Below are 26436 nucleotides of genomic sequence, written 5' to 3' on the forward strand. Positions count from 1 at the left end.
CCACGCATGGCGTGGATCTACTACGGCGCGCGATGTGTCGGTGCATCACCGGTAGATCCACGCCATGCGTGGATGGGGCGACCGCCGGGTCAGAGCCCTTTCCTGCGGAAAGGGATCTGACCCCGGGCTCATCAGTTGCCCAGCTTCTTCTGCCGCGAACGCTCGCGCGCGGCACGCTCGTCTTCGCGCAGGCTCGGCCAGGCGGCATGCAGGTACTGCAGGCCCGACCACAGGGTCAGCACCGCGGCGATGGCCAGGGTCCAGTCGCCGATATGGAACACCGGCGGGCCCATCCAGATGTCGTTGACCGGCACGTTCGGTGCCACCGAATACAGCAGGCACAGCAGCGCGACCATCTGCGCGGTGGTCTTCACCTTGCCGATCATCGCCACGCGCACCTTGGCGCGCTGGCCCAGCTCGGCCATCCACTCGCGCAGCGCCGACACCGCGATCTCACGGCCGACGATCACCGCCGCCCAGAACGCCATCCACGGCGTCGGGTGGCCCTGCACGATCAGGAACAGCGCCACGGCCACCATCAGCTTGTCCGCCACCGGGTCGAGGAAGGCGCCGAACGCCGATTCCAGCTTGTACCGCCGCGCGATCCAGCCATCGAGCCAGTCGGTGATGGCGGCCAGGCCGAAGATCGCCGCGGATGCGAAATTGGTCCAGGTGTAGGGCAGGTAGAACACCAGCACCAGCACCGGGATCATCACGATCCGCAACAACGTCAGCCAGGTGGGCAGGGTCAACTTCATGCGGCTTGCTTCTCTCTCTACTCGGCCGGGTCAGGCGTGGCCAACCCGTGCAGGTTAGCGTAGATGCGTGCGGCGAGGGCATCATTGATGCCTTCGACCTTGGCGATTTCCGCTTCACCGGCGGCTTTCAGGCCGACCAGACCGCCGAAATGCTTGAGCAGGCTGGCACGCCGGCGCGGGCCGATGCCGGGGATGTCTTCCAGCTTGCTGGTCATGCGGGCCTTCTGCCGGCGGCCGCGGTGGCCGGTGATGGCAAAGCGGTGCGCTTCGTCGCGCACCTGCTGGATGAACTGCAGCGCAGGGTTGGCCGCGCCCGGCCGCAGCTCGCGGCCATCGGGCATCACCAGTGCTTCGTGGCCGGCACGGCGCTCCACGCCCTTGGCCACGCCCACCAGCAGCACCCCCTCCACGCCCAGGTCAGCCAAGGCGGCCTGCGCCTGGGCCAGCTGGCCGGCGCCACCGTCGATCAGCAGCACGTCGGGCAGCACGCCCTGCTCTTCCACCGCGCGGCGGAAACGGCGGTCGATGGCCTGGTGCATGGCGGCGTAATCATCGCCGGGCTCGATGCCGCTGATGTTGAAGCGGCGGTACTGCGCACGCACCGGGCCGGCGGCATCGAACACCACGCACGAGGCCACGGTGGCTTCGCCCATGGTGTGGCTGATATCGAAGCACTCCACGCGCTTGACCGGCTCGGCCAGGCCCAGCATCTCGCGCAGGGCCTCGCTGCGCGCGTGCTGCGCGTTGCGGCTGTTCAGTTCGGTGGCCAGGGTCAGCTGCGCGTTGCGGCTGGCCAGCTCCAGGTAGCCGGCGCGCTCGCCACGCACGTTCCACTTCAGCTGCACCTTGCGCTCGGCCGAGGCAGAGAGTGCGGCCACCAGCAGGTCGGCGTCGGGAATCTGCCGGTCCAGCAGGATCTCGCGCGGCGGCTCGAATTCGATGTAGTACTGCGACACGAACGCGGCCAGCACCTCTTCCGGGCTGTCCTCGCCATTGGTGCGCGGGAAGAACGGGCGGGTGCCGAGGTTGCGTCCATCGCGGAAGGCCAGCAGCAGCACGCAGGCCTGCGTGCCCTGCATGGCCACGGCCAGCACGTCCAGGTCGGCGGCGCGGCCATCCACGTACTGGCGGGTCTGCATGCTGCGCAGCGAAGCGATGAGGTCACGCAGGCGCGCGGCCTTCTCGAACTCCAGCGCCTCGCTGGCACCCTGCATCTGCTCGCCCAGCTCGCGGGTCAGCTCATCGCTCTTGCCTTCCAGGAACAGCGTGGCGCGGCGCACCGATTCGGCGTACTCCTGCGCCGGCACCAGGTCCACGCAGGGCGCGCTGCAGCGGCCGATCTGGTACTGCAGGCAGGGCCGCGAGCGGTTGCGGAAAACGCTGTCCTCGCAGCTGCGCAGCTTGAACAGCTTGTGCATCAGGTTCAGCGTCTCGCGCACCGCGGTAACACCCGGGTACGGCCCGAAGTAGCGGCCGGGAATGGCGCGCGGGCCGCGGTGCAGGGCGATGCGCGGCCAATCCTCGCGGGTCAGCAGCACATGCGGGTAGGTCTTGTCGTCGCGCAGGGACACGTTGTAGCGCGGCGACAGCGATTTGATCAGCTGGTTTTCCAGCAGCAGCGCTTCGCCTTCCGAGCGCGTGACGGTCACGTCCATGCGCGCGATCTGCGAGAGCATCGACATGATGCGCGCGTTCTTCGGGCTGCCGTTGAAGTAGCTGCCGACGCGGTTGCGCAGCGCGCGCGCCTTGCCCACGTACAGCAGGGTGTCATCAGCCGCATACATGCGGTAGACGCCGGGTGCGGTGCTCAACTGGGCCGCGAAGGCCTTGCCGTCGAAGGCCGGGGCGGTGACGTCGGTCATTCGCTGATCGGCACTTCGCTGAGCACGCCGCTGTCCGGGTCGAAACGCAGCACGGCGTGCGCGTCGGTCTCGGCAATCCACACCGCACCGGCGCCCACCGCCAGGCCCGCCGGGCCATGCAGGCGGCGCGGCAGGGGCTGGGTGACCAGATCGCCGCCGCCGAGGCGCAGGGTGCGCAGGCGGCCGTTGCCGGTGTCGGCGATCCACAGCACGGGTGCGTCCGGGCTCAACGCGATGGCCTGCGGGTACTGCAGGCTGGCCTGCCCGCGCGGGCCGTCCTCGGCACCGTAGCGCCAGGTGCCCTGCCCGACCAGGGTCTGCACGAGATCGCCACGCAGCTGCACCGCGCGGATCGAGGATCCCAGCGCATCGGCCACGTACAGCACCTGCTGCACCACCGCCAGGCCGGTCGGCTGGGCGAAGGCGGCCATGTGCCCGCTGCCGTCGCGCTCGTCGATGGCGCCGCTGCCGGCACGCCATTGGAGGCTGCGCAGGCCCAGGTGGAAGCTCCACAGCCGGTTGTCGCCGGCCATGGCGATATGCAGCTGGTTGTCGGCGATGGCCAGGCCCACCGGATGGTCCAGCGCCACCTGCCGCGGCTGCGCCACCGGGCCCTCGACGGGCGTGCCGGGGCGGCCATTGCCGCACAGCGTATCGACCTGGCCGGTCGCCAGGTTGATGCGCCGGACCGCGTGGTTGCCGGTGTCGGCCACGTACAGCGACTCGCGCTCGAGCACCAGCCCCTGCGGGCGGTGGAACGCGGCTTCGGCCAGGTTGCCGTCCATGAAATCGGCGGTGCCCAGCCCGAACTGGCGCAGCACGCGCCCGCCGTGGCTGCATTCCAGGATGCGATGGCGGCCACTGTCGGCGATGTACAGGCGATCACGGTTGACCGCCAGGCCCGCCGGAAAACGCAACGGATGAGGCAGTTCGGGATGCAGTTCGCTGCCGCCCCGCGACGGCGCCGGCGGTGCGCCTTCGCAGAGATCGTTCAAGGCACGCTCCAGCTCACCCGGCGCGCCCAGGCCGACCAGGCGCTGCTGCTCGCGGCCCTGCGCGTCAAGCAGGATGACGGTCGGCCAGGACGTCACGCCGAAACGGCGCCAGCCATCCCAGTCGGCATCCAGCAGTGCCGGCATCGACAGGCCCTGCCTGCGCAGCAGCTTCAAGGCCGCGCCGGCGTCACGCTCGAAATCAAAGCGCGGCACGTGCAGGACCAGTGGCTGCAGGCGCCCGGGGTTGCGTGACAGCCATTGGCCGAACTCGGCCAGCCGCTGCATGCTCCAGGCCGATGCGGCATTGACGAACAGCAGCGCGACCGGCCGGCCGCGCAGTTCGGTCAGGGTGCAGGGGGCGGCATTGAGCCAGGTGGCAAACTCGGGCAGGTCCTGGACAGGCTGTGCGTTCATGGCCTGATTATGCCGGAGTCGGCGTCATGCAACAGTCGTGCCACGGCACGCTGCGCCGCCTGGTCGACCATCGCCCAGACCTGCTCGAAATGGTCCTTGCCACCGGTATACGGATCAGGGATCGCCTGCGCGCCCTGCCCGCCCGACCATGGCAGGTACAGCGACAGGCGCCCGCGCTGGGCGGCCGTGGCCAGCCGCGCGGCGTCGCGCAGGTTGGTTTCGTCCGCACACAGGATCCAGTCGAAGCGCTCAAAATCCCCGGGCTGCAGCTGGCGGGCCCGCAGGCCGGCGATGTCCACGCCATGGCCGGCCGCGCAGGCGATGGCGCGCCGGTCAGGCGGCTCACCCACATGCCAGTCGCCGGTGCCAGCCGAATCGACCTGCACCCGGCCGGCCAGCGGCGAGGCCTGCAGGCGGGCACGCAGCGCGCCCTCGGCCATCGGCGAGCGGCAGATGTTGCCCAGGCAGACGACCAGCAGGTTCATCGCGCAGCCATGGACTGCAGCAGGGCCTCGGCACGAGCGAGGTCTTCGGGCGTGTCGATGCCCGGCGGGAAGGCTTCGGGCGAGATCGCCACGCTGATCGGGAAACCGGCTTCCAGCACGCGCAGCTGTTCCAGCGCCTCGACCTGCTCGAGCTGGCCCGGCGGCATCGCCGCGAACTGCTGCAGGAAGCCGGCGCGATAGCCGTAGATGCCGATGTGGCGCAGCCAACGATGCCCTTCCGGCAGCGCCTCGCGGCTGCGCGCGAAGCCATCGCGATGCCAGGCGATCGGCGCGCGGCTGAAATACATCGCCTCGTTGCGCACGTTGCGCACCAGCTTGACCACGTTCGGGTCGAACAGGGTGTGGGCATCCTCGACGGTCGTGGCCAAGGTCGACATCGGCGCATCACCTTCGACCAGCGCCTCGGCCACCGCCCGGATGCCAGCCGCCGGGGCGAACGGCTCATCGCCCTGGAGGTTGACCACCACCGTTTCGTCGCACCAGCCGGCGATGCGCGCGCACTCGGCCAGGCGGTCTGTACCGGACGCGTGGCTGACCGCGGTCATCGCCACGTTCACCTCGGCCAGACCATCCAGCGCATCGGCGATGCGCGTGTCATCGGTGGCCACCCAGACTTCGCGAGCACCGGCCAGCAGCGCGCGGCGCGCCACGTGCAGCACCAGCGGCTCGCCGCCCAGCAGGCGGAGCGGTTTGCCCGGCAGCCGCGAGGCAGCGTAGCGGGCCGGGATGGCAACGACGAATTCAGTCATGCGGGCGGTACTCGGCAGGCGCGATACAGCAGGAATGCGGCCGGCGGCAGGCGATTGCAAGCGCCGCGCGGCCGCTCAGTTCGGGCGCAGCTTGTCCAGGCGGTCGGTCAGCGCCACCCAGAAGGCAGCCGGCAACTCGGCGCGCAGCGGCACCGCGTAGTGCCAGTCATTGCCGAAGGCGCGGCACTTCACCGCATCCTTTTCGGTCATCAGTACCGGCAACTGGCTGCCGAAGGACAGGTCCTGCGGCTGGTAGACCTGGTGGTCGGCGAAGGCATGCGGCACCACCCCGATGCCGCGCGCGCGCAGCATGTCGAAGAAGCGCTGCGGGTTGGCGATGCCGGCCACGGCATGCACGCGCTGGCCGGCGAAGTACGCCAGCGGTCGCGGCCGGCCACCGGGCAGCGGCTGCGCGCTGTCGATGTGCAGGGCCATCGGCCACTGGCCGAAGCCGCAGGCCTGGGCGGCGGTGGCTTCATCGGCCTGGCCGAGGTTGACCACGCGGAAATCACATTCGTCGGCGCGGCTGACCGGCTCGCGCAGCGGCCCTGCGGGGATCATCCGGCCATTGCCGTAGCGACGCTGCGCATCGATGACTTCGATCTCGATGTCGCGCTGCAGGCGGTAGTGCTGCAGGCCATCATCGCAGACGATGACATCGCAGCCAGCCGCGATCAGTGCCTTGCCGGCAGCCACGCGGTCGCTGTCCACGCGCACCGGCACGCCGGTCTTCCACGCGATCAGCACCGGCTCGTCGCCGCCCAGCGCGGTCGGCGTATCGGCCTCGACCCAGCGCGCCTTGTCCGCCTCTTCGCGGCCGTAGCCGCGGCTGGCCACGCCCGGCTTCCAGCCGGCCGCGCGCAGGCGCTCGACCAGGGCGATGGTCAGCGGCGTCTTGCCGGTGCCACCGGCAGTGATGTTGCCGACCACGATGACCGGCACCGGCAGCGCATGGCGCTTGAACCAGCCCCGGCGGTACAGGCGCCGGCGCAGGGCGGCCACGCCGGCGTAGACCGGCGCCAGCAGCCGCATCGGCAATGGAACCGGGCTGCCGTCATACCAGTACGGCGGGGTCTGGGTACCCTTGCCTGCCATCAGTCCTGCCTTTCGCGGAACTGCATGCTGTGCAGGTGCTGGTACAGGCCACCCATCTCCAGCAGCTCCTTGTGGGTGCCACGCTCGACGATGCGGCCATGGTCCATCACCAGCACCTGGTCGGCGTGTTCGATGGTGGACAGGCGGTGCGCGATCACCAGCGTGGTTCGCTCGGGCATCAGGCGCTGCAGGGCGTCCTGCACCAGGCGTTCGGATTCGTTGTCCAGCGCCGCGGTGGCCTCATCCAGGATCAGGATCGGCGCATCGCGCAGGATCGCGCGGGCGATCGCCAGGCGCTGGCGCTGGCCACCGGACAGCAGCGCACCGTTCTCGCCCACCGGGGTCTGCAGCTGCTGCGGCATGCGTGCGATGAACTCCCAGGCATTGGCCGCCTCGGCCGCCGCACGGATCTGCTCCTCGGTCGCTTCCATGCCATAGGCGATGTTGGCGGCGATGGTGTCGTCGAACAGCATGACCTTCTGCCCGACCATGGCCACCTGGCGGCGCAGGTCAGCCAGGGCGTAGTCGTCCAGGGCCACGCCATCCAGGGTGATGAGGCCGCCGCTGGGCTCGTAGAAGCGCGGCACCAGGCGGATCAGGCTGGTCTTGCCGCTGCCGGAACGACCGACGATGGCGGTGACGGTGCCGGGTTTCGCGACGAAGCTGATGTCATCCAGGGCAATGCCACTGTCGGCGCGGTAGCGCAGCATGACGTGCTCGAAGGCCAGCTCACCGCGGGCGCGCTGCAGCGGCGTGCGGCCGGCGTCGCGCTCGACCGGCATGTCGATGATGCCGAACAGGCGCTCGGCGGCGGCCACGCCACGCGAGATCGAGGTCTGCACGCTGGTCAGGCGGCGCAGCGAGGGAATGATGGCCATCATCGAGGTCATCAGGCCCATGAACTGGCCGGCGTTGAGCTTGCCGGCCAGCGCTTCGCGGGTGGACACCCAGACGATGACCGCCAGCGCCAGCGCAGCCAGGAACTGGACCACGCTGGAGGCGGCCGCGCGCGTCACTTCGACCTTCATGTTCAGCGCCAGCATGCGGTTGGCCAGGCGCGAATAGCGGCTGATCTCGTGCTGCTGGGTGCCGTGCACCTTCACTTCCTGCTGCGCGGCCAGCGACTGCTCGGCGGTCTGCGCCATGGTGCCCATGCCATCCTGGATGCCGCGGCTGATGCGCCGGTAGCGCTTGCCCACGTAGGACACGATGGCGCCGATCAGCGGCACCACCAGCAGCATGGCCAGGGTCACCTTGACGCTCATCTGCAGCATCACCACCAGCATGGCGATGATGGTCAGGGTGTCGGCCACCATGGTCTTCAGTGCATCCGCACTGGCCTGGGTGACCTGCTCGGTATCGAAGTTCAGGCGGCTGACCATCACCGGCGTCGCTTCGCTGTCGAAGTGCGAGGACGGCAGGTGCAGGTACTTGTCCAGGACCTGCTCGCGCAGGTCACGCACCACGCTGCGGCCGGTCTTGGCCAGCGTGTAGTCGCTGACCCAGGTGGCCAGGCTGCGCATCAGGAACAGGCCGAGGATGGTCAGCGGCAGCACCACCGCGGCGCGCGGCTGCGGATCGACGAAGCCGTCGTTGACCAGCGGCTCCATCAGCTTGGTGAAGTGGTAGCCGGCCAGGGCCTCGACCACCATCGCGATGACGGCGGCCACCATGAACACCCAATAGGCCCGGGTGTAGCCGAGCAGGCGTTTGTAGATCGGCCACACCGGCGCGTGATTGGAACTCATGGACGCACCTCTGGCGCTGTTGCGATTGCGATACGGCGGAAGCCGAGCTGGCCCAGCGCATCCTGCGCGGTGACCACGGCCTGGTAGGGAGTACGCGCGTCGGCGCGCAGCAGCACGGTCTGCTGGCGGTCGCTGCCGGCCACCGACGCGATGGTCTGCTTGACCGATTCCACGTCGGTGCGCAGCACTTCCTGGTCGTTGACGAAGTAGCGGCCATCGGCGTTGATCAGCACGCTGAGCGAACGCGGCGCCTCGCTGGTCTGCTGGTCGCTGGCGGTCGGCAGCTGCACCTGCAGCGTCGAGCGCGCGTCGAACGTGGTGGTGACCACGAAGAAGATGATCAGCACCAGGATGACGTCGATCAGCGGAACCAGATCGATATGCGGCTCATCCTGGGATCGGTCGTTGCCGATGCGCATCGATCAGGCCTTGGCCGTGGCAGGGGCGGCGGCGCGCGGGGCCGGTGCCGGTGCCGGGTTCATCACCCCCGGGCGACCGTCCAGCGTGTCCAGCAACGCGCTGGCTTCCTGCTCCATCTCCACCACGTAGCCGTGGATCCGGCCCTTGAAGAAGCGGTGGAACATCAGCGCCGGGATGGCCACGATCATGCCGGTGGCAGTACACACCAGGGCCTTGCCGATGCCACCGGCCAGCTGGTTCACATCGCCCACGCCGTGGTCGAGGATGCCCAGGAACATCTGGATCATGCCGATGACCGTGCCCAGCAGGCCGAGCAGCGGGCCCGCCGAGGCAATGGTGCCCAGCGCATTGAGGAAGCGCTCCATGCGGTGGACCAGGTGGCGACCGGTGTCCTCGATGCGCTCGCGGATCTGGTCACGCGGGCGGTTGCGGGCTTCCAGCGCGGCGGCCAGCAGCGCGCCCAGCGGCGAATTGGCCCGCAGGGTCTGCAGGTGCGCCGGGTCGAGCTTGCCGCGTGCGGCCCAGTTGCGCACTTCCTGGCCGAGGCCAGGCGGCAGCACCTCATTGCGCCGCAGGGACCAGAAACGCTCCAGGACGATCGCCAAAGCCAGTACGCCCAACAGCAGCAGCGGCACCATCGGCCAGCCACCGGCCTTGACCAGTTCCCACACGTTTCAACCCTCCGGCCCAACGGCCGCTTGTTCGATCGGCGATAGGATAGCAGCCGACCGCGCCCGCCCAGCGGCATCCCACCACCGGGCCGCGTGGATACGCTGTTCACGCACCTGCAGCCCTTGTGCGCCAAGCCATGCGCGGATGGCGCCGGACTCGGCCGTGTTCAGCACCTCCGCCCCCACCGCCCGCCAGCGCAGCACTACGTCACGTTTCGGGTGGCCGAAGCGGTTCTGGTGGCCGGCCGAAACCACCGCCAGCCGGGGCTTCACCGCCGCCACCCAGGCCGCCGTCGAGCTGCCGCCACTGCCATGGTGCGGCACCAGCACCACATCGGCGCGCAGTGCCGCAGGTCCGGCCTGCAAGAGCTGCTGTTCGGCCCGGCGGCCGATGTCACCGGGTAGCAGGACCACCCCGTGCGCACTGGCCACCCGCAACACGCAGCTGGCCTCGTTGTCATGCTCGCTGCCATCGGGCGGCGGGTGCAGCACCTGGAAGTCCACCCCATCCCACTGCCAGCGCAGGCCCTGGGCACAGGGCCGGGCGCCCTCGACCGGGCTGCCCGGCGGGGCCAGCACCTGCAGGCCCGGCAGCGCGCCGCGCAGGGCCGGCAGAGCGCCAGCGTGGTCGAGATGATCGTGGCTGAGCAGCAGCTGCACCGGCGGCGCCTGCCCCAGTGCGCGCACGGCCGGCAGCAGGACGCGCTCCTGGCCCTCGCCGGCGGGTGGCCCGGCGTCGTACCAGAGCGCATGCGAGGCCGTGCGCAGCAGCACCGCCGCGCCCTGCCCCACGTCGTGCACCAGCAGCTCCAGTTCGCCGTGCCGCGGCCCGGGCACGGCCGGCCACAACAGGGGCAGGCACAGCAGCACGCCCGCCAGGCCCCCTCCGGCGCCGCGCGGCAGCAGCCACCAGAACACCCCCGCCAAGGCCGCTGGCAGCGCCCAGCCGGGTGCCTGCGGCAGCCACCACATCGCCTTCGGGTGCTGCGCCACGGGCTGCAGCAGCCCCCAACTGAGATCGAACAACCAGGCCGCCGCGCGCCATGGCCACGCGCCCGCCCCCTCATGCAGCGCCTGCAGGCCGGTGCCGAGCAGGGCCAGCGGCACCACCAGCAGGCTCCACCAGGGAATGACCGGCAGGTTCAGCAGTGGCCCCAGCCACGACGTGCCGCCGAACAGCACCACCGCCAGGGGCAGCAACGCCACGCTGGCCACGCCCTGCCCGGCCAGCGCCGCGCGCAGCATGCCGCCGATGCCAGCGGGCGGGCGCTGCGGCAGGCACCACAGCAGCCACAGCACACCGCCGAAACTCAGCCAGAACCCTGCCGAAAGCACCGCCAGCGGTGCCGGCAGCAGCATCACCGCCGCCGCCAACGACAGCGCCGGCGCCGTGCCCAATGGCCGCCGGCTGGCGCGCGCCAGCGCCACGACAGCGATCATCAGCGCGGTACGCACGGTGGGCAGCTCGCTGCCCGCCAGCAGCGTATAGCCCGCAGCGGCCAATGCAGCGGCGCAGGCAGCGGCCTGTGGGCGCGGCCAGGCACGTGCCAGTGCCGGGCACAGCCACCACAGGCCCGCGCACAGCAGGGCGGCAAAGCCAGCAACCAGACCGACATGGAAGCCGGAGATCGCGATCAGATGGGTCAGGCCCAGCGCGCGCAGCTGCTCCCAGTCGGTATCGGTCAGGCCACGGGTATCTCCCAGCGCCAGGGCCTGCACGAATCGCGCCGAGGGACTGCGCACCTGCACGGCAATGGCGGCGCTGCAGCGCTCGCGCCATGCGGCCAGGCCGTGCGCGGCACGCAGCTGGCGCGCGCCTCCAGGCACACGCACGCTGGCGCTGCCGGCCAGGCCCTGCAACAGCGCGTGGCGCTCGCCATCGAAGCCGCCGGGATTGATCCGCGAGCGCGGCGGCCGCACGCGCAGCGGCAACTCCCAATGCGCGCCGGCACGCAGCGTGCGCCGCAGCGGATCGACGGTCCCCGCACGGCGCGGATCATGCCAGCTGACCTGCAGGCGCCGCCCCTGCAGCGCTGGCGCCCCTTCGGCCTCGGCCACATCGAACAGGAAACGGCTGTGGTCGCTGCGCACCTGCGGCAACTCGACGATACGGCCACGCACCAGGACATCCTGCGCCTTTGTTGCGGCAGGCACCTGCTGCTGCAGGGCCACGTGCCCGTGGCAACTGGCCCAGGCCAGGCCGAACACGGCCGCGGCCAGCGCCCGTCCGCGCCATGGCCATGCCCAGCCCGGCAGGGCCAGCAGCACCAGGCTGATGCACAGCCAGCGCGGCGGCAGCGCCGGCAGCAGCACGCACACCAGCGCACCCAGCACCAGGGCGGCGGCGCAGGCGGGGCCCAGCAGGCGTGCAATCACGGCAACGGTACGCATCGGCGCAGCGTCGCCGTGCGGCGCCAGGCCTGCCTATCAGGCAAGCCCGCGCGTTGCTGTGGGCGACGTCAGCGGCGCACGGTGGCGCGGTGGAAGTTGACCCGGAAGCTGGCGCCGCCGCCGACCGCTTCGGCCACGCTGACAGTGCCCCCGTGGTGTTGCACGATTTCCTTGACCAGATGCAGGCCCAGGCCACTGCCACTGCCGGCAGCGCGCAGGCGGTGGAAGGGCTCGAAGATCGCCTCGCGGTCACCCACCGGCACGCCCGCGCCCTGGTCACTGATCTCCAGCAGGCCCTGCGCGTCCAGGCGCACGCAGATGATGCCGCGGCCGCCACCGTGGACGATGGCGTTGTGCACGAGGTTGGCCATCACCCGGCCCAGCGCCAGGCCATCCCCCTGGATCCACACCGGTTCATCCGGTGCATCCACTTCGAAGCCGTACCCCGCGCCGACCACCAGCGGCGCCAGCTCGGCCGCCGATTCGCGCACCACGTGGGCCAGGTCCACCCGCTGCAGCGCGCTGACGTTGCGGTCCAGGCGTTGCAGATCGAGCAGATGCTCGGCAACGTTGCCCAGCCGCGCGACGTCGGTCAGCAGCTGCGATTTCAGTTCGCCCTGCGGCAGCTGCGACAGCCGTGCCTGCACCACCGCGATCGGCACGCGCAGTTCATGCGCCGCATCGGCGAGGAACTTGTCACGCGCAGCGTAGCCCTGCTGCACCTTGTCGATGGCATCGTTGAAGGCCCCCACCAGCGGCGCGACCTCCGTGGACACCAGTTGTTCGTCGAGGCGCGCGCCGGGCTGGCCGATGTCCAGTTCCTTGGCCTGCTGCGCCAGCCTGCGCACACCGCGCATTGCACGATGGATGACCGTCGGCATCACCAGCAGGGTGACCACGATCAGCGGCAGGAAGAACCAGAAGCCGATCAGCCGCAGCACCATCAGCGCGCCATCCACCAGCCCGCCCTTCGGTGCGCCACCGGCCATCACGGTGATGCGGCGGCCGTCCTCGTTGCGCACCATCACCCGCGCGACATCCAGATAGGGCGGCACCAGCGATCCGACTTCAGTGGCACCCAGTGCCGGCAGTCGCGCCAGCAGCGGCGCGTGCAGCGCAGGCACCTTGCCACGCTCCAGCCAGAGGCCACGGTCATCGACGGCCACGAACCACAGGTTGCCACCGGCGCGCTCGTTCAACACCTGCCAGCGCGGCTCGTCCAGCACCAGGTGCGCGCCCTGGCTGTGCACCGCCTTGGCCACGTCCTCGGCGGTGAACATGTCCATGCCCCAGGATTCCTTGTCACCCCAGGTGAGGATCAGCGCCACCACCGCGAACAACACGGTGAATGCCTGTGCCAGGAACAGGCGCCACGCCAGGCCAAGGGTGATCGAACGGATCTGCCTGGCCATCTCAGGTCTCCGCCAGCAGGTAGCCGACGCCACGGATGACGTGGATCTCCACGCCCGCACCCGCCTGCTGCAGCGCCTTGCGCAGCTTGGAGATGTGCGCATCCAGTGCGTTGGACTGGATCTCATCATCGAAGCCGTACACCGCCGCCTCCAGCGCACTGCGGGTGACCGTTCGCCCCTGCCGCATCGCCAGCGCCTGCAGCACCAGCACCTGCCGCCTCGGCAGGGCCAGCAGCTGGCCGCCCACCTGCGCCTGCAGCGATTCGAAATCGAACTCGAAGTTTCCCAGCCGCAGGCTCGGGGTCACCATCGCCGACGGCCGCCGCGACACCGCGCGGATCCGCGCCATCAGTTCCTCGATCGCCACCGGCTTGACCAGGTAGTCGTCGGCGCCGACATCGAGTCCTTCGACCTTGTCCGACAGCGTGCCCTTGGCGGTCAGCATGATCACCGCCAGGTTCGGCCGCAGCGCACGCGCGGTGGCGACGAAACCGGCGCCATCGCCGTCAGGCAGCTGGCGGTCGAGCAGCAGCAGCTGATGTACGGGTTCGCGCAGGGCCAGCGCCGCTTCGGCCAGGCTGCCGACCACATCGGCGACCACGCCCTGGCGCTCCAGCCCGGACTGCAGGGCACGGGAGAGGTCGGGATCGTCTTCCACCAGGAGGATGCGCATCGTTGGCTCGGCTACCGGAAACGCTGCCGATGATAGTGCCTGCGGGCACCTCGGAGGCCTTTGCGCGGACATTGCCGGGGCGCAATGTTCCGACAATGTTGTGCCGTCAGGATGCAACGCGGTTCCCTGCAAAGTGCCCCTCGATGCTCCCGATGTCCCGTACCCTGCTGCGCCCCCTGCTGTGCACCGTCGTTCTCTCCACGCCGCTGCTGGCCAAGGCCCAGGAACAGGCACCGGGCGTGCAGGCCGGCATCACCTTCGGCGCGACCACCGGTGCCTATGCGCACTACGATGACAAGCCGCTGGTGGTGCCGGCACTGGCATGGCAGGGCAAGCGCTTCTACGCCAGCCCCGGTTCGCTGGGCATGTACCTGTACAAGGACGAGGGCCTGCGCGTATCCGCGGTGGTCACGCCTTATACGCTGCGCTTCAAGACCGATGACGTGAACGATGCGCAGCTGCGCCGCCTGCACAGCCGGCAGATGTCGGCGATGGCCGGCGTCAGCGCCGAGTACAGCGCCGGCTGGGGCGCACTGTCGGCCAGCGTCAAGCGCGAGGTCAGCGGCCACGGTGGCGGCCTCGAATCGAGCCTGTACTACAGCTATCCCATCCAGGCCGGCCGCTTCACCTGGGTGCCGCGCGTGGGCGTGGTGCACAGCAGTGCGCGCCTGCTCGATTACTACTACGGCATCAGCGACGAGGAAGCACTGCGGTCAGGCCTGGCCGCCTATGCCCCGGGCAGCGCCACGTCGCCAGGCCTGCAGATCGCGGTGAGCACACCGCTGGGCACGAAATGGCGTGCCAGCGGCGTGGTCGCCAGCCAGTGGTTCGGCGATGCGGTCAAGGACAGCCCGATGGCCCGCCGCGGCGCGCAGAACTCCGCTTTCATCTCCCTGATGCGCTCGTTCTGATCGAGCGCGCTGCAACGGACAAGGACACCCCCATGGCCTCCGTTTCCTTCCCCACCGATGCGCACGCGATCCTGCGGGCACCTGACCTGGACAGTGCCGAGCGCGCCTATCTCGGCCTGATGCCGGACCAGGCGCACATCGACGCACTGGTGCGCCACGCCCTTGGCCTGTCGCGCGTGGCCGACGCAGCCCGCGGTTATGCGCTGTCGATGACCCTGGTCGGCCTGCGGCTGCAGGAACTGGAGATGGACGAGCCCTGCGCCACGGCCCATCGCCAGTCGACGCTGCGCAACCTGCGCCAGGTATACGCCGCGGCCTGAGCGTCGCGGCACGACCCACCCACGCCGCAAGACCCCTCCGGCGCGGATCAGGCCGCCAGCGCCCGGATTCATCCGCGCTGCCAGCCCTTGGCACGCGCATTTCCCGGCTTCGTCGCATGCCGGTTCCGGTCCGCCTGCCCCGGTGACACGCTGGGCTCCCCTGTCCGGAGCACCGCGCCATGCCGATGCTTGCCCTGCTGCTGTTGCACGCGGTCCTGTCCAGCGTCGGCACCGGCGGCGTGGAGGCCGGCCAGGCGCCTGCCACCGGACTGGCCCCGGCGAGCAAGGACGACCTCTGCCTGCAGCTGCGCCTGCGCCAGGACAGCGTGCTGCGCTGGGAACGCGCCGAAGGTGGAAGGTCTCACGCACTGGGCATCGCGCACCAGGTCGAGGGCCACTGGCAGCTGCGTCATCGCTTCAGTGTCGGCACACCGGCCGCACACTGATCGCCAGCCGCGATTCATCCTGACCGGCACGCCCGGTGACAGCATGGTGCCCTGTCGAAAGGATGCGCCATGAACACCCGGATCGTTGCCCGTGCACTGCTGTTGCCTGCCGTCGTGCTGCTTGCGGCCTGCTGCCCGTTCGGCAGCGAGATGCGTACCCGCCCGGTCTACGTGCACCCACAGCTGTCGCCTGCCGCATCGCGCTCCCTGGCCGCCGATTGTGATCGGCAGGGTGCGCAGCTGCGCCGCCAGTTGGATGCGGCGTATGTGGGAAGCACCCGGCAGGAATGCGCGCTGCCGCAGCCGTTCGCGGACTATCGCTTCGTCAATGCCATGGGCGAGACTGTTTCGCCGGGGCGCGCCAGCGAGGCACGCGTCGCCCACGTCGAGCGCGTCTGCACGGCAGCACAGGGCAAGGACAGCGCGCTGGCCGCGCTGTGCCCGGACTGCCGCAGCAAGGCCGAGGAGCGCGTGCGCCAGTGCCGTGCGGACAAGGGCCTGGTGCGCAGCGAACGACCGGTGCGGATGTGCAGCATGATCCAGTTCTGAGCGCCGGACGCCGCGCAACAAAAAAGCCGACCCATCGGGCCGGCTTTCCTGTTTCCACCGCTTCACCGGCAATGCCGGGAGCCAGGTGGTGGGCGGTACAGGGTTCGAACCTGTGACCCCTACCATGTCAAGGTAGTGCTCTACCGCTGAGCTAACCGCCCATCTTGTTCCTGCCGCCCGAAGGCTGGCCTTGCTACGTAAAAACCCGGCGCCAGGGCCGGGCTTTTCAGGTCACGACAGCCCCTCTGGAAGGGACTTCGTGGTGGGCGGTACAGGGTTCGAACCTGTGACCCCTACCATGTCAAGGTAGTGCTCTACCGCTGAGCTAACCGCCCGTTTTGCTTCTGCATCTCCGCGATTGCGTCGGTGCAGGCCGCGTATATTACGGATGACGACGGGCAAGCGCAACACTTTTGTGAAGATTGCTGCGCTGCCGTGTTCAGCCGAGGCTGGCCTCCTTCAGCTGCCGGATCTGGTCACGCACGCGGGCGGCATCCTCGAACTCCAGGTCCTTGGCGTGCTGGTACATCTGCTGCTCCAGCGCCTTGAGCCGGGTGGCCAGCTGGGCCGGCGACATCGACCGGTAATCGGCCGCATCCTCGGCCACCGCCCTGCCCTTGCCCTTGCCCTTGCGGGACTCCTTCTCGGCCGCGTCCGAACGCGCGCCTTCCAGCACGTCCACGATCGGCCGCGCCACCGAGCGCGGCACGATGCCGTGCTCCTCGTTGTACTCCACCTGCTTGGCACGGCGGCGGTCGGTCTCGTCGATCGCCGCCTGCATCGAGCGGGTGATCTTGTCCGCGTACAGGATGGCCTTGCCGCGCACGTTTCGCGCGGCGCGGCCGATGGTCTGGATCAGCGAACCGGTGGAGCGCAGGAAGCCCTCCTTGTCCGCATCCAGGATCGCCACCAGCGAGACCTCGGGCATGTCCAGGCCCTCGCGCAGCAGGTTGATGCCCACCAGCACGTCGAACTTGCCCAGGCGCAGGTCGCGGATGATCTCCACGCGCTCGACCGTATCCACGTCCGAGTGCAGGTAGCGCACGCGGATGCCATGTTCGGTGAGGTACTCGGTCAGGTTTTCGGCCATGCGCTTGGTCAGCGTGGTGACCAGCACGCGGTCACCGGCCTTGATGCGCTCGTTGGCCTCGCTCATCAGATCATCGACCTGGGTACCGACCGGGCGGATCTCCACCACCGGGTCGATCAGGCCGGTCGGGCGCACCACCAGTTCGGTGATGTCCTCGCCGGTTTCCCGATACTCATACGGGCCGGGTGTGGCAGACACGTAGATCGCACGCGGGCAGCGCGCTTCCCACTCCTCGAAGCGCAGCGGACGATTGTCCAGCGCCGACGGCAGGCGGAAACCGAACTCGACCAGGGTCTCCTTGCGCGAGCGGTCGCCCTTGAACATCGCGCCGATCTGCGGAATGGTCACGTGCGATTCGTCGATGACCAGCAGCGCATCCGGCGGCAGGTAATCGAACAGGGTCGGTGGTGGCTCGCCGGCGTTCTTGCCGGTCAGGTGCCGCGAGTAGTTCTCGATGCCGTTGCAGAAGCCAACCTCGGCCATCATCTCGATGTCGAACTGGGTGCGCTGGGCCAGGCGCTGCGCCTCGACCAGCTTGTTTTCCGCGTACAGCTGCTCCAGGCGCTCCTTCAGCTCCACCTTGATGGTCTCCACCGCGGCCAGCACACGCTCGCGCGTGGTGGCGTAGTGGGTCTTCGGGTAGACGGTGAAGCGCTGCATGTTGCGGATCGTCTCGCCGGTGAGCGGATCGAACATGGTGATCTTCTCGACCTCGCCATCGAACAGTTCGATGCGCAGGGCTTCGCTGTCCGATTCGGCCGGGAACACGTCGATCACCTCGCCACGCACGCGGAACGTACCGCGCTGCAGCTCGTACTCGTTGCGCGTGTACTGCAGCTGGGTCAGGTGGTTGATCAGGTCGCGCTGCTCGATGCGCTCGCCCTTGGACAGGATCAGGCGCAGCGACAGGTAGTCCTCCGGCGCGCCCAGGCCGTAGATGGCCGACACGGTGGCCACCACGATCGCGTCCGGACGCGACAGCAGCGTCTTGGTCGCCGCCAGGCGCATCTGCTCGATGTGCTCGTTGATCGAACTGTCCTTCTCGATGAAGGTGTCCGACGACGGCACGTAGGCTTCGGGCTGGTAGTAATCGTAGTAGCTGACGAAGTACTCCACCGCGTTGTGCGGGAAGAACGCCTTGAACTCACCGTACAGCTGCGCCGCCAGCGTCTTGTTCGGCGCCATGATCAGCGTCGGCTTCTGCACGTTCTGGATGACGTTGGCGATGGTGTAGGTCTTGCCCGAACCGGTCACGCCCAGCAGCGTCTGCTTGGCGATGCCCGCTTCAAAATTATCGGTCAGCTTCGCGATGGCGTTGGGCTGGTCGCCCGCCGGTGAATACGGCGAGACGAGTTGAAAACTGTCGCTCATGGTATTGCCAGGTCCCGGGAATGATGATTATAGCGGCCGGTTCGGTGACGGCCGGTTGAGGAAACCCCCTGCCCCGCACTGCGCGCGATGCTGATGGCGGGCATGGCAGGCGGAGGTTCAGGCTGAAGCAATGAAGCCCTGCCGCTCCCTGCATCGCCCGCCCCGCCCTGCGTCCGGTTTCCAGCTGATGGAACTGCTGCTGGTGGTCCTGCTGCTCGCGGTCCTGCTCGCTGTCGGCTGGAGCCCGTGGCAACGCCTTGTGGCGCGGCTGCGCGCCGATACCCTGCGCGCCGAACTCACCGCCAGCCTGGCGCTTGCGCGCAGCACGGCCATCACCCAGCGCAGGCGGGTGACGGTCTGCGGCTCGCTGGATGGCATGACCTGCAACCCGCAGTGGAGCCACGGCTGGCTGGTACGCACGGAAGATGCCCCGTGGGCTTCGGCCGCGCCGGGCAAGGTGATGAATGTCCGCGAGCGGCAGCCGGATCGCGTCCACGTCCTATCGAGCCAGTACCGTCCGCACGTGCAGTTTCTTCCGGACGGGCGCAACGCGGGAACCAACCAGTCCCTGGTGCTGTGCGTGGACGGGCGTGAGCACAGCCGCGTGGTCGTCAACGTCACCGGCCGGGTGCGCAGCGAGCGCGCCGAATCAGCTGCGGAGTGCTGAACCCGCGGCCGGCCGGCAACGAAAAAAGCCGCGATTTCTCGCGGCTTTTTCGAATCTGGCGCCCGAAGTTGGACTCGAACCAACGACCCCCTGATTAACAGTCAAGTGCTCTAACCGGCTGAGCTATTCGGGCGGGGAGGCGCATTCTAGACGGTCAACGCAGGGGATGCAACACCTTCATTTCACCAGCAGCCGGCCACCTTGCTGGCGATGGGCGTTTTCACGTTGGCCTGGTTGACCGTCAGGGTGCCGCACTTGTCCTTCGCCTGGGTGCCCTGCGGCGTGGCCGTCAGGGTGAACGCACTTTGCGAGGTGCCACTGATCGTCACCGTGTAGTACGCCGTGCCGCCTTCGCGCGGCGACTGGGTACTGGTCGTGGTGTTGCTGAAACGGAACGCGGTGTAGGTGTTGTTCACCGTATGCGACCGCTCGGCCATCTGCGCGTACTCCACCAGATCGGCCTTGGCCTGCGCCCGGCGGGACTTCCGCACCTGGTCGGTATAGGACGGGTACGCCACTGCCGCCAGGATGGCGACCACCACGAGGACGACCATCAGCTCGATCAGGGTGAAGCCACGTGACCGCAGGTGCGGGGCGCGTGCGCGGGCGATCACCTGCGTCAGGCTTGAAGACATCAGGACTCTCCGTTACTGGATCTGCCGCCAGGATTGGCGACCGCAGGGATAGGGAATGTACATCGGCGCAGCGCCAGCCACGTTCACGACCATCCAGCAGCCCGCCGTGCCAGGCACCGCAGGCGCAGTGGTGCCATCGTTGGGATTGATCGGTGACTGCAGGCGCGGCACGACCGAGACGCCAACATCCTTCACCGGCGCGGTACCACCCGTATCCAGCGGAATGCCGGCGGTACTGGCCGCCATCGCCTTGCCCGAGATCGCGCCATAGCGCACGCCGGCCAGCGCGCCTACACCGGTACGCGGGTTCAGGCCGAACAGCCAGTTGGTGCCGGAGGTGCTGCAGCCCGTGGCCTGCGTCAGGGGCGCGTAGGTGGGCATGAACAGGATGCCCGATGCCAGTTCCGGGTAGCCGACGAACCGCTCGCCGGCCGGCAGGTCGATGGACCAGCCACGCAAGGTCGTGGGACGGTTACCCGCCGTGAGCGTCCGCGACACGGTGCCATCGGAGGCGGTGATGGTGCTGACCGTGAACGGCGCAAGCGAGGTGCGGGTCAGCGTCGTGGTGATCACGCCACTGGATGTGTCGTTGAACCCGTACAGGCTCTGCACCTGGGAGTTGGATGCCGGCGTGGTGTCGTCGTAGAACGAGAAGCTGCCGGTACCGAGCATCACCAGCACGCCGCCGTTCTCGCCGGATGCGACCTGCAGGCCACCGGTGATCGGCTGCCGATAGGTGGAACCGGATTCAACGTAGGTCCCGGTGGTGAATGCGGGCACAGTAACCGACGTCGCCGTCGAGGTGAGGTCGAACTTCCACACCGCACCCTTCAGGTCGGCGGCATAGACCGTATCGGCGAACCCATCGCGGACGGGCAGCGGCTTGCCCTGGGCGTCGAGCGTTCCGTTGTTGAACCGGTCGACCACGACGATGTTGCCCAGGCCATTGCGGCCGGTGATGACAGGATTGCTGGCCGCCTCGACCGCCTCGATCATGCGCACGCTGCCAGTGCCGATGTCGACCACGAACAGCACCGCCTTGCCGCTGGAGCTCGAGTAACCGTTGCCGAAGACTGCCTTCCAGCTGACTGCGCCAGCGGATGTGCGCACCGGCACGATCACCGGCTTGCCCAGGACGTAACCGATGTTCGCCTTGACGGTGTCATCGCTGCTGAAGTCGTTGATCTCCCACAGGCGGTTGGTGGCGGTGAAGCTGTCGGGCGAGGTCACATCGAGTGCGAACACGCCACGACCACCCGCACCGGTGGTACCTACCAGCGTGGTGTGCCATGCGCTGCTGTAGTACGTATCACCGACGGCCAGCGGGCCATCGACGAAATACTTGTGGACGAAGGTCTGCGCGTTGTCCCGCGGATCGTACGGAAGCAGCAGGTTGCCCATGTGCTGGTACGACGTGGCCGGGATGTAGGCGAAACTCTCGCGCCCGCCATTGCCGCCGACCGTGCCCGCACCGTTCATGCCGCCGTCGAAGGCGTGCAGCATGCCGTCATTGGCGCCTGCATAGACCATGTACCGCTTGTCGGTCCGCTTGGAGTTCAGGTATGCGGTATAGCTGGTGTTGTAGGGATCACCGAGAGCGCGGTAGCCGAAATCATCGATCGGCGAACTGATGACGGGCGTGGAATTGATGATGTCGCCCAGGGTCGTCGTGCGGTCGCGCAGCTTGCCGCCGTTGCGGACCTCACCCGAGGTTTCACCCAGGAGGTACTTGGCTGCACTGTCGGCCGTGGCGCCGAGCCCCGTCAGGCGCGACTCGGTGCACAGCGACTGCTGCGGGTAGAGGGTATTGGAAAGGCCGCACAGGCCCGCCAGGGAGATGGTCGTGCCACCAAACTTCTTCACCGTGCCGGCGTCGTCGAAGTAGACGTTGCGCGCTGTCGCGGCAGGCAGCTGCGTGCTGGCTTCCCAGATCGGGGTGAAGACCGCGCTGCGGGCGGCATCCACCGTCACCCGGCTCGCCGTCAGCTTGCTGGACCAGTCGGTACCGTTGTTCTTCACGTCGTAGTGCGGAGACACCGTCAGCGAGCCGGTACCGATGCGTGCGCCGGTCAGTGCGAAGGTGCCCGAAGGCGAGCCGCCCGCACTCACCGCTTCCAGCACGCGCCGCATGGCCAGCGTCACATCATTGGGAGTCTTGGCATTGATGAACTCGCCACGAGTGTTGACGGCAGCGTGCCACAGCTCATCGATGACGCGGCCGTCGTCGCCCTGCAGCGGATCCCCATTGGCATTCCAGTTCGGCGGATTGGCATAGGGATCGTCGGTGGCGGCGGTATTGACGTCGTAGATCAAGCCCTCGGCGCCCAGCGTCACGCCGTAGAAATTCATGTGCAGGTCTTTCTGGCAGTCAAGACGCTTCCAGTCCGGGGTGCTCTTGTTGAGCGTCGCGCACTGGTCCGGAACCGGCACCAGCCCCTGGGCGAAGCCCGTATCCTGACGCAGCGGGGTATTGCTGCCGGCGTAGTAGCTGGCCGCGATGTCGGCAATGGTGCCGCTGTACTGGTCGGCAAACGGCAGCGTCGGCAGCAGCGTGCTGCCTGTCGAGTCGGCATTGCCGTAGCCATCGGCCGAATTGCCGACGTTGGTATAGCCATCGGTGAACAGCATGCCGCCGTTCTTCTGGCATGCACGCAGCACCGGCGCACCCGTGCCCGTACGCTTGAACTGCTCACCGAGGTACGCGACGGCCTGTCGGTTGGGCGTACCACCGTTCGGCTTGAGGCCGTAGATCTGGGTGAACAACGACGCACGCTGGGTCGCGACGTCGTACATCGTCACGTCGGTGCGGTTGTTGATGGTGAAGTAACCGACGCGCATGTTCTCCACCCCGCCCATGGCGTGCGAGGAGGAACCAACCATCGCCAGGATGCGGTTGCGGTGGTACTGGAACCAGTTGGCGTAGTTGCGGATGGCGTCGGCGTAACCGGTGTCGTAGTTGCTCGAGCGGATTTCATACCGGCGCATGTCGCAGCCGGGCCCACAGGCGTTGGCGATCACCGGCCGGTTGGTGTCTGCGGTCTTGTAGCCGGCCGGCGCCGGACTGGCGGAGGGGAGGTAGAAGGTGGCCGGGAAGTAGCGGATGGCAACCTGGCAGTCCGCCTGGATGGTGAAGTTGGCCGGCATCTCCACGAACAGACCGAGGGTCGTGAACAGGCCGTCGTTGTTGGAGACATCCACTCGACCCACGCGGCGGGTGGTGTTGCAGACCTCGGACGAAGTCGCATAGAACGTCCCCTTGGGGATGACCATGCCCTTCATGAAGCCGAACGTTTCGGTGTTGACCGCGCGGCCGTTGGCCGCTTCCAGGTTGTAGGTCACGTTGTAGGCAGTGCTGAACGAAGTGCCATACGTGCTGCTGCGCGGATCGGCACGCGCCGCCGTGGTGCTGGCAGGCGCCCACAGGTTGGTGGTGGAGGTGTCGGTGGTCGGCAGGCGCCACGGATCATAGGTGACCGCCGGATTGAAGTAGCCGGCGTTGTAGGTCGGCGAACGTGCGAAGCCGAACACATCCAGCGGCGGGATGGCACGACCCGGCGAGTAGGAGCTGTTGAAGCCCGAATGCGGGAACAGGTAGACGAAGCAATCGGTGGAGGCATTGGCGCAGCCTTCACCCACGTTGTAGAACTGGCCCGCAGAGCTGAAGAAACTGCTGCCGGTCCACTGCATGCGCCCGTCGCCGCCACGGAAGATGCGCTCGAACGTCATCGAGTTCGAGTCGTCCACCGCCATGATGAAGGCCGGCTGCACCGACGCGGTATTGTTCAGCGGCGCCTGCGCCAGCGCGCCCTGTCCCTGGGCGGCGAAAATGTTGTAGACGAAATAGCCACCAACCGCGAGGACGGCCGTTGCGGCTGCAGCGATGAACCTGGAAGTGCGTCGGGACATGCCGGCGGGCCTCAGAGCTTGAAGACGGTATCGATCGCCGCGGTGGACGTGGGGTCCGTCACGGCATCGTTGGCGAAGGTGGTGATCTGGTAGACGGGCGTGACAGGGTCAAGCGGATCACCCATGGCCAGCGAGCCGCCACCGATGATGCAGGCATCAATACGGCGGACATTCACCGATTCATGCGTCGCCGTGGTCTTGCCGCGCCCCCAGCCAACCGGATCGAAGGCCACGTCGCAGTTCTGCTGGATGTCGGTGCTCACCAGCGGCGCGCCGGTCGGCGCCGTCGTCCGGTTCGCAATGGCTTCGATGGCCTGCTCGCTGCGCCGGGTCATGCCTTCGGCATTCTGGAATGCAACGTTGGTGGCGTAGTAGTTGGACGCCATCCTTTCCTGCATGCCTGCCACCTGCATTCCGGCGATGCCGATCAATGCCAGAAGGATCAGCATGATCAGCGAGACGTACAGCACCGCGCCACGCTGGCTGCGGGGCATCGGGCGCATTGGGCGCATTGGGGCGCGTGCGTGCATGGCTCAGTTCCCGAAAAGACGGTTGCGCAGGGCGATGGTGGATTCGTAGGTGGTCCGGAAGCGCCCATCAGGGGTGGTGGCCGGAGCGAACGAGACGCCGAGCGCCGAGGGGTAGTTCAACGCCGCTGACGGGGCCGGGGCGGTGGTCGAAAGCGGGCTGCGGGCCAGGATGCCCACCTGCACCAGCCCGACCCGGCGCCACTGCGCCGCACCTGTGGCATCGGCGTCGGACGTCACGCCCGTGGCCGTGACCTGGGTGCTGATGTGGCCCAGTGGCGGAGTCACGCTGGAAATGTTGGTGGTCTGGTCCAGGCCATACAGCACCTGCAGGTTCTCGATGCCCTCGACCAGCTCCTCCGGGGCAGCATAGTCATTGCCGCCATCGGCCCGGGCCCGCATCAGCGCCGGTTCGCCCGTGGTCGCCGACGTGCCAACGAAATACACCACCGACTCGGCGCGGTAGATCATGGTCTGCCCACTGGGCTGGGTCACGTAGCGCCCCAGGTCGAGCCCGGTCACCTTGACGCTGCCGGCAGCATAGGTTCCCTTGAAAACGTCCGCATGGCTGCAGTCGGCAACGCCGAACAGGAGAGGCGTGGCGACGCCATTCTCAGTCAGGCGGCTCCCCAGGGTCGAATCGAAGCCCACCGTGCTGTCCGAGCCCGTTGCAAGCGTGGCGACCGGCACGCCTTCCGGCGCAAGGTAGCGCAGCACCAGCACGTCACTGCCGGCCCGCGGGTTGAGCTTGGTGATCGACGCCGGCAGCTTCTCCGCGCCGCTCCAGGTACCACCCAGGGTCAGGCTGGTGCCCGGCCCGGTCGAGGTCGCTTCATAGCCCTGCACGCTGACGCTGAAATCCAGGGGGTGGCCCGAGCCCGTCGCAGCGCCGGTACTGACGCGAGGATCGCCCTCTCCCTTGATGAAATGGGCCTGGTCGTTGACGCAACCGAAATGCCCGGCCATGCGGATGTCACGCTGCAGGAACTCCAGCGCGAAGCGACCGTTCTCCTGCGCGCGCGCATTGCCTTCGGCCAGCATCGAGGCCGTGCGCGAGGCCACGAAGACCTGGATGACGCCCAGCATCAGCACCAGGCCGATGACCATGGCCACCATCATTTCGATCAGCGACATGCCGGCGATCGCACGCCGGAAGGGAATGGAGCGGCTCACAGTTGCGACTCCAGGGTGAAGGTGGTCTTGGTGTCGGGATTGCTTGCATCCCAACGCTGGTCACCCCAGCTGATACCCACGGTCACCCGGCCATTGTTGTTGAGCACGGTGGCACTTGCGCCCTCGCCCAGGGCCTGCACGACCTGGCACTGCCAGCGCGCGATGTTCTTGGCCACGGTGACGGCATCGCCGGTCGGACGGCTGCACTGCGCGGTCTTCACCGAATCTGCCGCGAACGACGCGCTGGTGTACCAGCCGGACTGGTACCGGTTGCTGCGCATCTGGTCCAGCAGGTCGTACGCGAGGTTGGTGGCCTCGGTACGGTAGTTGGAGCTTTGCACGAAGCGCACGTTCATCGTCTGCAGCATGGCGAAGCCCAGCAGCCCGAAGCCCAGCACCAGGATGGCGATCAGCACTTCCAGCAGGCTGAAGCCGGCCTGGCGCCGCGGGAAGGAAGGGAGACGACGGCTCATTGGCAGGCGGCCTTGGTGGAATTGATCTGGCCCGCCGCATTGACGGTCAGGGTACGGCGCAGCACCGCCTTGCCGCATTTGACGGGCTGCATGGTGACCGTCCGGCTGGGGGCGGCGACGAGGCGGCCGCGGTTGTCGAAGGCGATCTCGGCGGCGGGACCGCTGAGGGTGACCGAATCGGAGGAGATCGCGACGAAGCGCAGGACGGTCTCGCCGGAGTCGAGGGTGCCATTGCCGTTCACGTCGGACCAGGCAAGCATGCCTGCGCTCCAGGTACCATCGCAGCTGGAACCGTCGGAACTGCCGCAGACCCCGCCACCCCGCTTGTTGCGGACGCCCTCGCTGCGCGCAAGCGACAGCAGGCCGGTAACCTCGTTGCCCGCCGAGGCAATGCGGTTGGAGCGGAGCGTGCTCTGGAAGCTTGGCAGCGCCATGGTGCCCAGGATGGCGACCACGGCAAGCGTGACCATCAACTCGACCAGCGTGAAGCCCTTGGACCGGCGTAGTGACATGGAACGCTCCCCAGCGTGTTGGTGGCCACGATGGCGCACCCGGCTGCCGCCGGCAAGCGGCGGCAGGATGAACGGTCAGAACGGGGCGACGGGCGTCAAAGCGTTGACACGCCGTGCCCTTCCGGCGGCCCCCGGAAGGGGGCGGAGCCCCTTCGGGGATCC

General features: G+C 68.3%; 24 protein-coding genes and 3 tRNA genes. 5 read left to right on the forward strand and 22 right to left on the reverse strand.

Annotation, left to right across the window (positions count from 1 at the left end):
* Positions 1-131: 131 nt before the first annotated feature.
* The 12 genes from pgsA to C1926_RS14115 all read right to left on the reverse strand — a co-directional run bounded on the left by pgsA (position 132) and on the right by C1926_RS14115 (position 13694).
* A complete protein-coding gene (gene pgsA / locus C1926_RS14060; protein ID WP_079221387.1) occupies positions 132-758 on the reverse strand; it encodes a CDP-diacylglycerol--glycerol-3-phosphate 3-phosphatidyltransferase in 627 nt (208 codons plus the stop codon).
* 17 nt (positions 759-775) lie between these two features.
* Positions 776-2620, reverse strand: a complete 1845-nt coding sequence (gene uvrC / locus C1926_RS14065; protein WP_108759595.1) for an excinuclease ABC subunit UvrC — start codon at positions 2618-2620, stop codon at positions 776-778.
* Complete coding sequence (locus tag C1926_RS14070) at positions 2617-4029, reverse strand: hypothetical protein (protein ID WP_108759596.1); 1413 nt, start codon at positions 4027-4029, stop codon at positions 2617-2619. Before C1926_RS14070 ends, uvrC begins: the two co-directional genes overlap by 4 nt.
* Positions 4026-4514 carry a low molecular weight protein-tyrosine-phosphatase gene (locus C1926_RS14075; RefSeq protein WP_108746357.1) on the reverse strand — a complete coding sequence of 163 codons (489 nt, stop codon included), beginning with the start codon at positions 4512-4514 and terminating at the stop codon, positions 4026-4028. Before C1926_RS14075 ends, C1926_RS14070 begins: the two co-directional genes overlap by 4 nt.
* Positions 4511-5284, reverse strand: a complete 774-nt coding sequence (kdsB, locus tag C1926_RS14080; RefSeq protein ID WP_079221383.1) for a 3-deoxy-manno-octulosonate cytidylyltransferase — start codon at positions 5282-5284, stop codon at positions 4511-4513. Before kdsB ends, C1926_RS14075 begins: the two co-directional genes overlap by 4 nt.
* Before the next feature lie 75 nt (positions 5285-5359).
* A complete protein-coding gene (gene lpxK, locus C1926_RS14085) occupies positions 5360-6379 on the reverse strand; it encodes a tetraacyldisaccharide 4'-kinase (protein ID WP_108746356.1) in 1020 nt (339 codons plus the stop codon).
* Positions 6379-8127: a lipid A export permease/ATP-binding protein MsbA gene (gene msbA / locus C1926_RS14090; RefSeq protein ID WP_108759597.1), complete on the reverse strand. Its 1749-nt coding sequence runs from the start codon at positions 8125-8127 to the stop codon at positions 6379-6381. Before msbA ends, lpxK begins: the two co-directional genes overlap by 1 nt.
* Positions 8124-8546 (reverse strand): biopolymer transporter ExbD, encoded by a 423-nt coding sequence (locus tag C1926_RS14095; protein WP_108759598.1) that lies wholly within the window; start codon positions 8544-8546, stop codon positions 8124-8126. Before C1926_RS14095 ends, msbA begins: the two co-directional genes overlap by 4 nt.
* Before the next feature lie 3 nt (positions 8547-8549).
* Positions 8550-9218 carry a MotA/TolQ/ExbB proton channel family protein gene (locus C1926_RS14100; RefSeq protein WP_108759599.1) on the reverse strand — a complete coding sequence of 223 codons (669 nt, stop codon included), beginning with the start codon at positions 9216-9218 and terminating at the stop codon, positions 8550-8552.
* 3 nt (positions 9219-9221) lie between these two features.
* Positions 9222-11609, reverse strand: a complete 2388-nt coding sequence (locus tag C1926_RS14105) for a DNA internalization-related competence protein ComEC/Rec2 (RefSeq protein ID WP_108759600.1) — start codon at positions 11607-11609, stop codon at positions 9222-9224.
* Between the two features lie 68 nt (positions 11610-11677).
* Positions 11678-13021 carry a HAMP domain-containing sensor histidine kinase gene (locus C1926_RS14110; RefSeq protein WP_108759601.1) on the reverse strand — a complete coding sequence of 448 codons (1344 nt, stop codon included), beginning with the start codon at positions 13019-13021 and terminating at the stop codon, positions 11678-11680.
* A gap of 1 nt (position 13022) precedes the next feature.
* Positions 13023-13694: a response regulator transcription factor gene (locus C1926_RS14115; protein WP_108759602.1), complete on the reverse strand. Its 672-nt coding sequence runs from the start codon at positions 13692-13694 to the stop codon at positions 13023-13025.
* Positions 13695-13837: 143 nt separating this feature from the next.
* Here C1926_RS14115 and C1926_RS14120 point away from each other — a divergent pair, with 143 nt between their 5' ends.
* The 4 genes from C1926_RS14120 (at position 13838) to C1926_RS14135 (ending at position 15920) form a co-directional block, all read left to right on the forward strand.
* Complete coding sequence (locus tag C1926_RS14120; protein WP_108759603.1) at positions 13838-14605, forward strand: MipA/OmpV family protein; 768 nt, start codon at positions 13838-13840, stop codon at positions 14603-14605.
* A 32-nt stretch (positions 14606-14637) separates the two neighbouring features.
* The gene (locus tag C1926_RS14125) at positions 14638-14925 is read left to right on the forward strand and encodes a hypothetical protein (protein ID WP_079221374.1); all 288 of its coding nucleotides are present in this window, start codon (positions 14638-14640) and stop codon (positions 14923-14925) included.
* 179 nt (positions 14926-15104) lie between these two features.
* A complete protein-coding gene (locus tag C1926_RS14130) occupies positions 15105-15371 on the forward strand; it encodes a hypothetical protein (protein WP_108759604.1) in 267 nt (88 codons plus the stop codon).
* Between the two features lie 69 nt (positions 15372-15440).
* Complete coding sequence (locus C1926_RS14135) at positions 15441-15920, forward strand: hypothetical protein (RefSeq protein WP_108759605.1); 480 nt, start codon at positions 15441-15443, stop codon at positions 15918-15920.
* An 86-nt stretch (positions 15921-16006) separates the two neighbouring features.
* Here C1926_RS14135 and C1926_RS14140 read toward each other — a convergent pair.
* The 3 genes from C1926_RS14140 to uvrB all read right to left on the reverse strand — a co-directional run bounded on the left by C1926_RS14140 (position 16007) and on the right by uvrB (position 18381).
* Positions 16007-16081: transfer RNA gene (locus C1926_RS14140), tRNA-Val, on the reverse strand.
* A 99-nt stretch (positions 16082-16180) separates the two neighbouring features.
* A tRNA-Val gene (locus C1926_RS14145) sits at positions 16181-16255 on the reverse strand.
* Between the two features lie 104 nt (positions 16256-16359).
* The gene (gene uvrB, locus C1926_RS14150) at positions 16360-18381 is read right to left on the reverse strand and encodes an excinuclease ABC subunit UvrB (RefSeq protein WP_079221371.1); all 2022 of its coding nucleotides are present in this window, start codon (positions 18379-18381) and stop codon (positions 16360-16362) included.
* Positions 18382-18568: 187 nt separating this feature from the next.
* Between uvrB and C1926_RS14155 the strand changes: the two genes are divergently transcribed.
* Positions 18569-19048 carry a GspH/FimT family protein gene (locus tag C1926_RS14155; RefSeq protein ID WP_254057271.1) on the forward strand — a complete coding sequence of 160 codons (480 nt, stop codon included), beginning with the start codon at positions 18569-18571 and terminating at the stop codon, positions 19046-19048.
* 56 nt (positions 19049-19104) lie between these two features.
* Here the strand turns inward: C1926_RS14155 and C1926_RS14160 are convergent.
* The 7 genes from C1926_RS14160 to C1926_RS14190 all read right to left on the reverse strand — a co-directional run bounded on the left by C1926_RS14160 (position 19105) and on the right by C1926_RS14190 (position 26274).
* A tRNA-Asn gene (locus C1926_RS14160) sits at positions 19105-19181 on the reverse strand.
* 49 nt (positions 19182-19230) lie between these two features.
* Positions 19231-19683, reverse strand: coding sequence for a type IV pilin protein (locus C1926_RS14165; protein WP_108759607.1), 453 nt, complete (start codon positions 19681-19683; stop codon positions 19231-19233).
* Between the two features lie 12 nt (positions 19684-19695).
* Positions 19696-23589 carry a PilC/PilY family type IV pilus protein gene (locus C1926_RS14170; protein ID WP_108759608.1) on the reverse strand — a complete coding sequence of 1298 codons (3894 nt, stop codon included), beginning with the start codon at positions 23587-23589 and terminating at the stop codon, positions 19696-19698.
* An 11-nt stretch (positions 23590-23600) separates the two neighbouring features.
* Entirely contained in the window at positions 23601-24119 is a 519-nt protein-coding gene (locus tag C1926_RS14175; protein WP_254057272.1) for a PilX N-terminal domain-containing pilus assembly protein, read from the reverse strand.
* A 3-nt stretch (positions 24120-24122) separates the two neighbouring features.
* Positions 24123-25235: a PilW family protein gene (locus C1926_RS14180; RefSeq protein ID WP_254057413.1), complete on the reverse strand. Its 1113-nt coding sequence runs from the start codon at positions 25233-25235 to the stop codon at positions 24123-24125.
* A gap of 50 nt (positions 25236-25285) precedes the next feature.
* A complete protein-coding gene (gene pilV, locus C1926_RS14185) occupies positions 25286-25762 on the reverse strand; it encodes a type IV pilus modification protein PilV (RefSeq protein WP_079221365.1) in 477 nt (158 codons plus the stop codon).
* Complete coding sequence (locus C1926_RS14190; protein WP_108759610.1) at positions 25759-26274, reverse strand: Tfp pilus assembly protein FimT/FimU; 516 nt, start codon at positions 26272-26274, stop codon at positions 25759-25761. Before C1926_RS14190 ends, pilV begins: the two co-directional genes overlap by 4 nt.
* Positions 26275-26436: the final 162 nt, after the last annotated feature.

Origin of the sequence: Stenotrophomonas sp. ZAC14A_NAIMI4_1 (assembly GCF_003086915.1) — a bacterium.
Taxonomy (GTDB): domain Bacteria; phylum Pseudomonadota; class Gammaproteobacteria; order Xanthomonadales; family Xanthomonadaceae; genus Stenotrophomonas.

What these genes read in the sequence shown, in the direction of transcription:
- C1926_RS14125 (WP_079221374.1), top strand. Translation starts at nt 14,638, where the DNA reads ATGGCCTCCGTTTCCTTCCCCACCGATGCGCACGCGATCCTGCGGGCA.
- C1926_RS14095 (WP_108759598.1), bottom strand. Translation starts at nt 8,546, where the DNA reads ATGCGCATCGGCAACGACCGATCCCAGGATGAGCCGCATATCGATCTG.
- C1926_RS14135 (WP_108759605.1), top strand. Translation starts at nt 15,441, where the DNA reads ATGAACACCCGGATCGTTGCCCGTGCACTGCTGTTGCCTGCCGTCGTG.
- kdsB (WP_079221383.1), bottom strand. Translation starts at nt 5,284, where the DNA reads ATGACTGAATTCGTCGTTGCCATCCCGGCCCGCTACGCTGCCTCGCGG.
- C1926_RS14180 (WP_254057413.1), bottom strand. Translation starts at nt 25,235, where the DNA reads ATGATGGTGGCCATGGTCATCGGCCTGGTGCTGATGCTGGGCGTCATC.
- C1926_RS14190 (WP_108759610.1), bottom strand. Translation starts at nt 26,274, where the DNA reads ATGTCACTACGCCGGTCCAAGGGCTTCACGCTGGTCGAGTTGATGGTC.
- C1926_RS14155 (WP_254057271.1), top strand. Translation starts at nt 18,569, where the DNA reads ATGGAACTGCTGCTGGTGGTCCTGCTGCTCGCGGTCCTGCTCGCTGTC.
- C1926_RS14130 (WP_108759604.1), top strand. Translation starts at nt 15,105, where the DNA reads ATGCCGATGCTTGCCCTGCTGCTGTTGCACGCGGTCCTGTCCAGCGTC.
- C1926_RS14110 (WP_108759601.1), bottom strand. Translation starts at nt 13,021, where the DNA reads ATGGCCAGGCAGATCCGTTCGATCACCCTTGGCCTGGCGTGGCGCCTG.
- C1926_RS14175 (WP_254057272.1), bottom strand. Translation starts at nt 24,119, where the DNA reads ATGCACGCACGCGCCCCAATGCGCCCAATGCGCCCGATGCCCCGCAGC.
- msbA (WP_108759597.1), bottom strand. Translation starts at nt 8,127, where the DNA reads ATGAGTTCCAATCACGCGCCGGTGTGGCCGATCTACAAACGCCTGCTC.
- C1926_RS14105 (WP_108759600.1), bottom strand. Translation starts at nt 11,609, where the DNA reads ATGCGTACCGTTGCCGTGATTGCACGCCTGCTGGGCCCCGCCTGCGCC.
- lpxK (WP_108746356.1), bottom strand. Translation starts at nt 6,379, where the DNA reads ATGGCAGGCAAGGGTACCCAGACCCCGCCGTACTGGTATGACGGCAGC.
- uvrB (WP_079221371.1), bottom strand. Translation starts at nt 18,381, where the DNA reads ATGAGCGACAGTTTTCAACTCGTCTCGCCGTATTCACCGGCGGGCGAC.
- C1926_RS14070 (WP_108759596.1), bottom strand. Translation starts at nt 4,029, where the DNA reads ATGAACGCACAGCCTGTCCAGGACCTGCCCGAGTTTGCCACCTGGCTC.
- C1926_RS14075 (WP_108746357.1), bottom strand. Translation starts at nt 4,514, where the DNA reads ATGAACCTGCTGGTCGTCTGCCTGGGCAACATCTGCCGCTCGCCGATG.
- C1926_RS14120 (WP_108759603.1), top strand. Translation starts at nt 13,838, where the DNA reads ATGCTCCCGATGTCCCGTACCCTGCTGCGCCCCCTGCTGTGCACCGTC.
- pilV (WP_079221365.1), bottom strand. Translation starts at nt 25,762, where the DNA reads ATGAGCCGTCGTCTCCCTTCCTTCCCGCGGCGCCAGGCCGGCTTCAGC.
- uvrC (WP_108759595.1), bottom strand. Translation starts at nt 2,620, where the DNA reads ATGACCGACGTCACCGCCCCGGCCTTCGACGGCAAGGCCTTCGCGGCC.
- pgsA (WP_079221387.1), bottom strand. Translation starts at nt 758, where the DNA reads ATGAAGTTGACCCTGCCCACCTGGCTGACGTTGTTGCGGATCGTGATG.
- C1926_RS14165 (WP_108759607.1), bottom strand. Translation starts at nt 19,683, where the DNA reads ATGTCTTCAAGCCTGACGCAGGTGATCGCCCGCGCACGCGCCCCGCAC.
- C1926_RS14115 (WP_108759602.1), bottom strand. Translation starts at nt 13,694, where the DNA reads ATGCGCATCCTCCTGGTGGAAGACGATCCCGACCTCTCCCGTGCCCTG.
- C1926_RS14170 (WP_108759608.1), bottom strand. Translation starts at nt 23,589, where the DNA reads ATGTCCCGACGCACTTCCAGGTTCATCGCTGCAGCCGCAACGGCCGTC.